Here is an 8,453-nt window from a genome sequence, read left to right as displayed (position 1 = left end):
AGTGGCCTGCTTTTACTCCGCCACGATGGCCTGGAATCCGACCGCCGTTGACAGCATAGGGAGCAACCGTCCACGCTGCCGGACTCGGCAGCGAAACGTCGGCGTCTCATCCCTGCAGCGCCGGGCGCTTGCTGCGCCTCTTCGCCGGAACGAGCCCATCAGGACCGTCCCATTTGCAACGACCTAGCATGTCGGAATGTCGAAGCAAAGAGAAAATGAAACGGCGTTTCAAAAAAACTTGCGACATTGCCGCGCCAGGAAGTGAAGAGAGAGGCGCCACTGCGCGCATGCTCCCGCCTTCGACCATCGACGGCATGGAAACGAAGTCGTCTGGTAGCTCGGTTCGGGAGGCTGGGTTTCTAGCCGGCGGACGATCTGCCGTGTTCGACAAGCGACACCCAGAAGCCGATTCCGTAGGGGATGGCTTCGTCGTTGAAGTCATAGGCGGCATCGTGCACGCCGGCCGTATTGCCATTGCCGATATAGCCGATGGCGCCCGGCCGCGCTTCGAGCATGTAGGAAAAGTCCTCCGATCCCATCGAAGGCGGATAGGCGTCGTCGACGGCCCCCCGCCCGAACGCGCCGGTGATCGCCTCGACATAGAAATCCGTCTGAGCGGGGTGATTATAGGTTGGGGGCGTGCCGTCCCGGATCTCGATATCGTGCTCAAGGCCGAACGAGCGCATCTGCCCGTCGACGATGTCCACGATGCGCTGTCTGACGCGGATGCGCGTCTCCGGCCGGAATGTCCGGATCGAGCCGCGAAGAGTGACCTGATGCGGGATGACGTTCACGGCCTCGCCGCCGTGGATCATGATGATCGATATCACCACCGAATCCAGCGGGTCGATGTTGCGCGATGCGATCGTCTGCAGAGCGGTCACCAGATGACAGGCCGCGATCACAGGGTCGCTACCCCGCTGGGGAGCAGCGGCATGCCCGCCGCGGCCGCGAACGACGAGGAAGAGTTCGTCGGAGGCGGATTTCGCAGCCCCCTTCGTCACCGCAAATTGGCCGACCGGCAGTCCCGGCTTGTTGTGAATTCCATAAACTTCCTGAATGCCGAAGCGCTCCATCAGCCCGTCATCGACCATCGCCTTGGCACCGGCGCCTCCCTCCTCCGCCGGCTGGAAGATAAGGACCGCCGTCCCGTCGAAATCGCGCGTCGCGGCCAGATATTTCGCCGCGCCGAGGAGCATGGCGGTATGCCCGTCATGTCCGCAGGCATGCATGCGGCTGGGTACGGTCGAGCGGTACTCCAGATTGGTGAGTTCCTGCATCGGCAAAGCGTCCATGTCGGCTCGCAACCCGATGACCTTGTCCGAGGCTCTGCCACGAACCACGCCGACGACACCTGACTGACCGATGCCGCCGACGACCTCGTCGACGCCATAGGCGCGAAGCCGCTCAGCGACGAGTGCTGATGTCCGCGGCAGGTCGTAGAGGATTTCGGGATGACGATGCAGATCGTGCCGGATCGCGACGATCTCCGGAAGCATGGCATCGATGATTTCTTGCCGTGGCATCGTCGACGATTCCTGTTCCCGAGTGTGGCCCGAGCGAAGGCTTGAAGGTGAGTCGCCCGAAGGCAGATGCCGTCTGGATCGGTTGCGGCACATGCATGCCCGCGCCGCCATTCGCCACGATTGACAGTCGGCGAAACGGCACCCTACCCATAAAATGCAACGTCGTTCCATTTTTGACAAGGCAGCCGAACAGGCAGCGTGTCGGCGGGATCGAACGAGCGATCGCGGTCGCAGAACGGCGGTCTGGGAATAAAATGCATTGGAGGAAAACGACGTGGATCACGATAGGCGGAAGGGTGCGGGCCAAGTCATGGGAGCGGGTATCGATCGTCGCGAGCTCGTTCGGCGGCTCGCCGGTCTGGGTCTGACCGCGCCGATGGTCAGTCAGCTTCTGCTGTCCAGCGGCCCGGCCGTCGCCGCGCCGGCGGCGCCCTACAAGCCGGCCAAGGCGGGGGGCGGCGGCACGCTGCGGCTGCTCTCATGGCAGGCGCCGACCTCCCTCAATCCGCACTTCGCGAGCGGCAACAAGGACCGCGAGGCGGCCCGGATCTTCTACGAACCCTTGGCCGGCTGGGATCTGGACGGCAATCTCGTCCCGCAGCTGGCCGCCTCGCTGCCCAACCGGGCAGACGGCACGGTCTCGGCGGATGCCCGGGAGGTGATCTGGACGCTCAAGAAGGGCGTGACCTGGCACGACGGAAAACCGTTCACGGCTGCGGATGTCGTCTTCACCGCGGCCTATGCCTCCGATCCCGATTCCGCGACGTCGACGATCGGTTCCTATCAGCGTGCGGCCTTTTCAAAGATCGACGATCATACGATCAGGATCGTGTTCGAGGAGGCGACCCCGTTCTGGGCCGACGCCTTCGTCGGCGTCTCGGGAATGATCCTCCCCGAGCACCTCTTCTCTGGGTTCAAGGGCAAAAATTCCCGTGAGGCGCCGGCAAATCTGGCGCCTGTCGGCACCGGTCCTTACAAGTTCGCCGAGTTCAAGCCGGGCGATATCGTCACGGGGGTACGCAACCCCGATTATCACGTCGCCAACCAGCCGTATTTCGACGCCTTCGAGCTGAAGGGCGGCGGCGATTCCGTTTCGGCGGCGCGCACGGTCCTCCAGACCGGACAATTCGATTTCGCGCGCGATCTGCAGGTCGAGGACGAGGTGCTCAAGCGCCTGGAGACCGGCAGGAAAGGGCGTGTCGAATTCTATCCGAGCGGGCAGACCGAAATCGTAGTTCTGAACACAACCGATCCTGTGCTCGAAATCGATGGCGAACGGTCGCACCCTCGCTCCCAACATCCGACGTTGAGCGATCCCGAGGTGCGCAAGGCGATCAATCTCCTGATCGACCGGGATTCCATCCAGAAGTTCATCCACGGGCGCGCAGGTTCGGCCACCGGCGCTTTCGTCAATCAGCCAGAACGCTTTCGCTCCCCGAAACTGACTTACGAATTCAGCATCGACAAGGCCAATGCGATCCTCGATGCCGCCGGCTATGCGCGCGATACCGATGGCATCCGCCAAAAGGGTGGGAAACGTCTGAAATACGTCTTCCAGACCACCATCACGGGCCCGCGCCAAAAAGCCCAGGCGGTCATCAAGGCGGCGTGCCAGAAGGCCGGCATCGAGCTTGAGCTGAAATCGGTGACGGCATCGGTGTATTTTTCCTCCGATATCGCAAATCCAGACACGCTGAAGAAGTTCTATTGCGACATCGAGATGCATGCTTCGACCGGTACGCAGCCCGATCCCCAAGCCTTCTTGCGTCAGTTCACGTCCTGGGAAATCGCCGCGAAGGACAACAAATGGCAGGGGCGCAATTTCTCGCGCTTCCGCAGCGACGAGGCAGACGAACTCTACAGGTCGGCCGAAAAAGAGGTCGATCCACTGGCCCGGCTCGCCCAGCTCCTGAGGCTGAGCGAAATCTTCGTCGAGGCGAATGTCTATCTGCCGATTCTGGCCCGCAACGTCAGCGTCGCGATCACCAACGATCTGGTGACGGTGCCGAGCGGCTGGGACAGTGATTTCTGGAATATCGCCGCCTGGTATAAGGGCTGAGACACCCTAAGGCCACTGCACGCGGACCGGCGCCTGCCAGAACGGTGCCGGCCCGCCCTACGCGAGGCCGCGCTATTCCTGCATGGCGCCTCCCAGCGCATGCGTCAGGATATCGGCGGATTTCTTCAGAAGCGGGCTGATCTTGCCCGCGCTGTCGCTCGTCAACCGAGAGGCAGGCCCAGTCAGGGCAAGTGCGCCCAGAAGACGCCCGCCCGCCCCGAACACCGGTGTCGCGATCGAGGCGACATGGGGATCGGTGACGCCGCTGGAATAGATCGGCGTCTCGACGGCGCGATCCTCGGCGCTGCCATGGGGATCGAACCGGCGCAGGACTTGCGCGATCGAGGAGGCATCCATCGGCCGCAGATCACCTGGCCTGACATGCATCCGCAAAGGCGAAGGCGAATCGACCCTGAACAGGCACAGTCGTTGGTCACCCCGGCGGATATAGAAGGATGCCGTTTCGCCCGAAGCCGCGACCAGATTTTCCAGTGCCGGCATGACATGGGCCTCGAGCGCGAAGGATTGGAGGTAGACCGAGCCCAACCGCGCGATCTCGGTGCCGAGCCGATAGCGGCCGCTATCGAGCCGCTCGATCAGCCCGAAACGCTCCAGCGAGATGCAGAGCCGCATGATGGTGCTCTTCACCAGTTGCGTGCGCTGCGCGAGCTCGCTGAGCTCCAACGCGTCGTCACCGCGACGGAAAGCGGTAAGGACGGTCAGCAGCCTGTCGGCTGAGGCGACACCCTCCAGCTTTGGTCGCGCCTTCGCCTTCTTGTCGAGCATGGTTCCAAGTCTCCGCGACGCCGCATCACGTCGCGGCAGCCCTCAGTCTTGATGCGAGAACATCGCCGTTCCTGCAACATCAAGCTTAGCGCGCAGTATTGAGCCCGTCTGCGATTCCGTGATGAAGAGATCATGCCCGTCCGGGCCGCCGAACGCCAGATTGGTCGTCGAGATACCGGCGCAGGAGCGTATCCTGAGCTGCGGCTCGGCCGTGCGCGACAGACGCCAGACCGAGCCGAATCCGGTATGGGCGATGAGCAGGTTGCCTTCGGCGTCGAGGGCCAGCCCATCCGGCCCGCCGAGCCCGCCGTGCAGTTGCGCGAAGACGCCGACCTTCGTCGTCAGGCCGCTGTCGTTCAGCGGGATGCGCCAGATCTGCTGGGCCCGCGTCACCGCGATCAGCAGATGCGTCATGCCGGGATCGATCACGATGCCGTTCGGGCTGGGGACGGTATCGAGCAGGCGCGTCAGCCTGCCCTCCGGCGTCAGCCGGTAGACCCGACCGGTGGCATCATGCAGGCCGGTCTGCCCCTGATCGGTGAAATAGAGGTCGCCATTCGCCGCGAAGACGAGGTCGTTGACGCCCTTGAAGCTTTCGGAGGCCGCCGTCTCGAGGAAGGGCGTGACTGCGCCGCTCTCCGGTTCGAGCACCATGATGCCGCGCTTGTAGTCGGTAATGAAGATCCGGCCGTCGCGATGGATCTTCAGTCCGTTCGGCCAGCCGTCATATTCGGCGACCAGTTCCCACTCGCCTTCGGCCGAGATCCGAAAGATCCGGCCGAAGGGAATGTCGGTGACGTAGAGCCGGCCTTGCCGATCGAAGCTCGGACCTTCGAGAAAGGAGTCGATCGCGAGTCCGCCGCGATTGGCGGCGGCCCAGGCCGTTGCGCGGGGCTTGCGGAAACGGTCCGGCAGGCGCGTGAACACGGTCGTGGCGACCTCGGATGGCGGCGCGAAGAACATCAGCCTGTCTCCGTGATCGAGAGGTCGAGCCGATAGGCTTCCATCGCGGTGCGATGGAACAGCCAGGCCCGCTCATGTGAGGAAAAAGTTGCGACGATCCGCTTGAAGCCGTTCCAGAGAACGCCATAGCCGACCATGCCCTTGTCGACGGGGAAATTGCTTTCGAACATGCAGCGCTGCGGACCGAAGAGTTCGATGCAGAGCAGGATATAAGGCGACCAGGCCTCGGCCAATTGTTCGGACGAGGGCGGCAAAGGCGCCTGATGGAAATCGAAGCCGCCGACCCGCATCGCCAGCCCGCCGAGCTTGACGCGCAGGTTCGGCCGCCGGGCAAGAGCAGCCATGCCGGCCGACCATTGCGCAAACACCTCGCTGCGCCGCCCACGATATGAGCCCGCACCGAGCGGGCCGCCGCAATGATCGAGCACGATCATCGTCTCGGGGCAGGCATCGGCGAGTGCCGCTACCTCGTCGAGCTGCGTGTGGTAGGCCCAGACATCAAGAGCAAGACCGTGATGAGCAAGCTGCCGCACCCCGGCGGCAAAGGCCGGATCGCGCATGACGCCCTGCTCGGGCGGAACGGGGTTGGAGGCGATCGCCGGGTCGGAATGCCAGGCCGTCTGGTTGCGGATGCCGCGCAGGCGGCCGCCGCCGGCGCGCGACAACGCTCCAAGCACGGGCTCCAACCGATCGGCGAGCCGCAGATCGGCATGGGCGACGATGCCGGCGCAGGCCTGATGCCGACCATAAAGCCCGCTTGCCGCCTGAGCCGCGACACCATTGGCGAACTCGACCTCGCCGACGGGTTTGAACGCCTCCGGCAGGTCCGGCCGGTACATCGAGCGGCTCTGGACGAAGATGGTCGCCCGGATATCGTGGCCGCCCGCCATGTCGGAGAGCAGCTCGTCGAACAGATAGCGCTGGCCCTGCGGCCGATCCCAGAGATGGTGGTGCGCATCGACGATCGGCATGCCGGGGTCGAGCGCCGCCTCATCGCGGAGCGCCAGCCAGTCCGGCCGCACCGGGACATGAGTCGGTGCGGCCATGGCGATCAGCCCTCGATCTCGCAACCCAGCCTGGCGAGCGCGGCATCGACCCAGCTGCGATCGTTGCGCCCTTCATGGATCGCGGTCATCTGCTTGGTCTCGGCCTTGTGCTTGGCGTCGGCAGCGGCATAGACCGCCTCGACCTCTTCGTAAGGCACGCAGAGCAAGCCGTCATCGTCGCCGATCACGAGGTCGCCGGGCGCGATCACCATGCCTTCGATCGCGATCGGGACATTGATCTCGCCCGGCCCATCCTTATAGGGCCCGCGGTGGCTGATGCCGGCGGCGAAGACCGGGAAATCATGCTCGCGGATCCAGGCGCTGTCGCGTACCGCGCCATAGATGACGATACCGGCAAGGCCGCGCTTCTGCGCATGAGAAATCATGAGCTCGCCGATGAGCGCATTGGTGAGGTCGCCGCCAGCATCGACCACCACAATGTCGCCGGGCGACGCGATATCGAGCGCCTTGTGAATCATCAGATTATCACCCGGACGCGACTTCACCGTGATGGCCGGGCCGGCGAGGACACCGCCGCCATGCATCGGTCGCAGCTTCGCGCCGCCTGCCGTCATGCGGGACATCGAGTCGCTGATATTGGCGACCGGCAAAGCGCGGAAGCGCTCCACGACGTCAGCGGTCACCTGGCGGCGACGCTTGAGAACACGAAATCCGACCATCCTTGGCTCCCTGATCCACTTGGCGGTGCCCGACGGTTGTCGCCGATTGACAGGGCGCCACGATGCGGAATAGATTTTTTGAAACGACGTTTCAAAAATAACTTTCGGAGGGAACATGCAAGCTCTTTTTTCACGCCGTGCCGTGTTGGCCGGCTCGGCCGCCGCCGCGGTAACGACCATGACGATGGTCCGTGCCCGCGCAGCCGAAGCCGCGACGGTGACGATGGCGATCCAGTACGGATATGCCTATTTGCCGGTGACGGTCGCGGAGAAGCTCGGCCTCTTCGCCAAGCAGGGCGCAGCGGCGGGGCTGCCCAGTCTCACCGTCAAGATTCAGAAGATCAGTGGCGCTCCGGCAATCAACGATGCGCTGATCAGCGGCTCGATCGATATCGGCGCCTATGGCCTGCCCGGAATGCTTATCGCAGCTGAGAAGACACGCGGCTCCATCGACATCCGGGGCCTGGCTGCCCTCGTGGCGGGCGATAACGGGCTCTACACCAACAAGCCTGAAATCAAGACGCTTGCCGACTTCAAGCCGACGGACAAGATCGCGGTGACGTCGACCACCGGCCAGCAGGGGCTGCTGGTGCGCATGGCGGCGGCCAAAGCCTTCGGCGAGGGCCAGTCGCGCCGCCTCGACACCAACATGATCCAGCTGCCGCATCCCGATGCGACGTCGGCCCTAATCACCGGAGGGACGATCAGCGCCTACGCGGCGCCTCACCCTTATAGCGACATCGTCGAGAAGAGCGCGAATGTCCGGCGCCTGTTCTTCTTCTCGGACTATCTCGGCGAGCGCGTGACAAGCGGCCTGCTCGCCAGCAAGCGCTCCTTCGTCGAGGCAAATCCGCTGGCGGCCAAGGCGATCGTTGCCGCAATCGACGAGGCTGGATCCTACATCAAGGCCAACCCGCGCAAGGCGGCCGAGATGTTCCTCGAATCCGAGAAGTCGTCGCTGGATCTCGACGAGACCGAAAAGATGCTGAAGAGCGTCTCGCAGGAATGGGGCGTCCAACCGAAGGGCGTGATGAGCTTCGGCACCTTCATGGCCAAGGCTGGCCTGCTCAAAGCGCCGCCGGTCAAATGGCAGGACACGTTCTTCGCCCCGGTTGCAGCGGGCAAAGGCACCTAGACGCAAGTCACGGACAGGCTGGAGCGAATGTCCGGTTTAGGGCGTGGGCCGAACGTCAGCTTGTGGCGCGAATCGGAAGCGCATCACTAATTGAAGGACGGGAGCCTCACCATCCGAGACGTTTCCGGGCAGGAACGAACGTTGGGGTGTTGAGCGCCGGCCAAGTTTGATTTCTAAATCAAATCATCTGCTTAGCGCAGATAAAGTGGCGGACAGGGAGGGATTTGAACCCCCGATACCCTTGCAGGTATGCCGCAT

The 8,453-nt window shown here is 63.6% G+C and carries 7 protein-coding genes; 2 read left to right on the top strand and 5 right to left on the bottom strand.

Translation table 11 applies throughout. The features are described 5' to 3' along the window. Positions 1-359: 359 nt before the first annotated feature. Positions 360-1,526, bottom strand: coding sequence for a M20 aminoacylase family protein (locus Q0Q36_RS24610; protein WP_293802454.1), 1,167 nt, complete (start codon positions 1,524-1,526; stop codon positions 360-362). Between the two features lie 310 nt (positions 1,527-1,836). Between Q0Q36_RS24610 and Q0Q36_RS24605 the strand changes: the two genes are divergently transcribed. Continuing rightward, the gene (locus tag Q0Q36_RS24605; protein ID WP_293802452.1) at positions 1,837-3,585 is read left to right on the top strand and encodes a peptide ABC transporter substrate-binding protein; all 1,749 of its coding nucleotides are present in this window, start codon (positions 1,837-1,839) and stop codon (positions 3,583-3,585) included. A gap of 72 nt (positions 3,586-3,657) precedes the next feature. On the opposite strand, the gene Q0Q36_RS24600 is transcribed toward Q0Q36_RS24605, so the two are convergent. Genes Q0Q36_RS24600 through Q0Q36_RS24585 form a run of 4 tightly spaced genes read right to left on the bottom strand, consistent with a single transcriptional unit; the run spans position 3,658 to position 7,060 of the window. Continuing rightward, positions 3,658-4,371, bottom strand: coding sequence for an IclR family transcriptional regulator (locus Q0Q36_RS24600; RefSeq protein ID WP_293802446.1), 714 nt, complete (start codon positions 4,369-4,371; stop codon positions 3,658-3,660). A gap of 42 nt (positions 4,372-4,413) precedes the next feature. Then, complete coding sequence (locus Q0Q36_RS24595) at positions 4,414-5,337, bottom strand: SMP-30/gluconolactonase/LRE family protein (protein WP_293802450.1); 924 nt, start codon at positions 5,335-5,337, stop codon at positions 4,414-4,416. Further along, the gene (locus Q0Q36_RS24590; RefSeq protein WP_293802444.1) at positions 5,334-6,380 is read right to left on the bottom strand and encodes an amidohydrolase; all 1,047 of its coding nucleotides are present in this window, start codon (positions 6,378-6,380) and stop codon (positions 5,334-5,336) included. Before Q0Q36_RS24590 ends, Q0Q36_RS24595 begins: the two co-directional genes overlap by 4 nt. Before the next feature lie 5 nt (positions 6,381-6,385). Beyond that, the gene (locus Q0Q36_RS24585) at positions 6,386-7,060 is read right to left on the bottom strand and encodes an RraA family protein (RefSeq protein WP_293802448.1); all 675 of its coding nucleotides are present in this window, start codon (positions 7,058-7,060) and stop codon (positions 6,386-6,388) included. A gap of 178 nt (positions 7,061-7,238) precedes the next feature. On the opposite strand from Q0Q36_RS24585, the gene Q0Q36_RS24580 reads away from it, so the two are divergent. Next, entirely contained in the window at positions 7,239-8,195 is a 957-nt protein-coding gene (locus Q0Q36_RS24580; protein ID WP_293802442.1) for an ABC transporter substrate-binding protein, read from the top strand. Positions 8,196-8,453: the final 258 nt, after the last annotated feature.

Origin of the sequence: uncultured Allobosea sp., assembly GCF_945957345.1 — a bacterium.
Classification (GTDB): domain Bacteria; phylum Pseudomonadota; class Alphaproteobacteria; order Rhizobiales; family Beijerinckiaceae; genus Allobosea.
The sequence above is the reverse complement of the archived record's forward strand: the minus strand, read 5'-3'. Positions and strand labels throughout refer to the sequence as shown.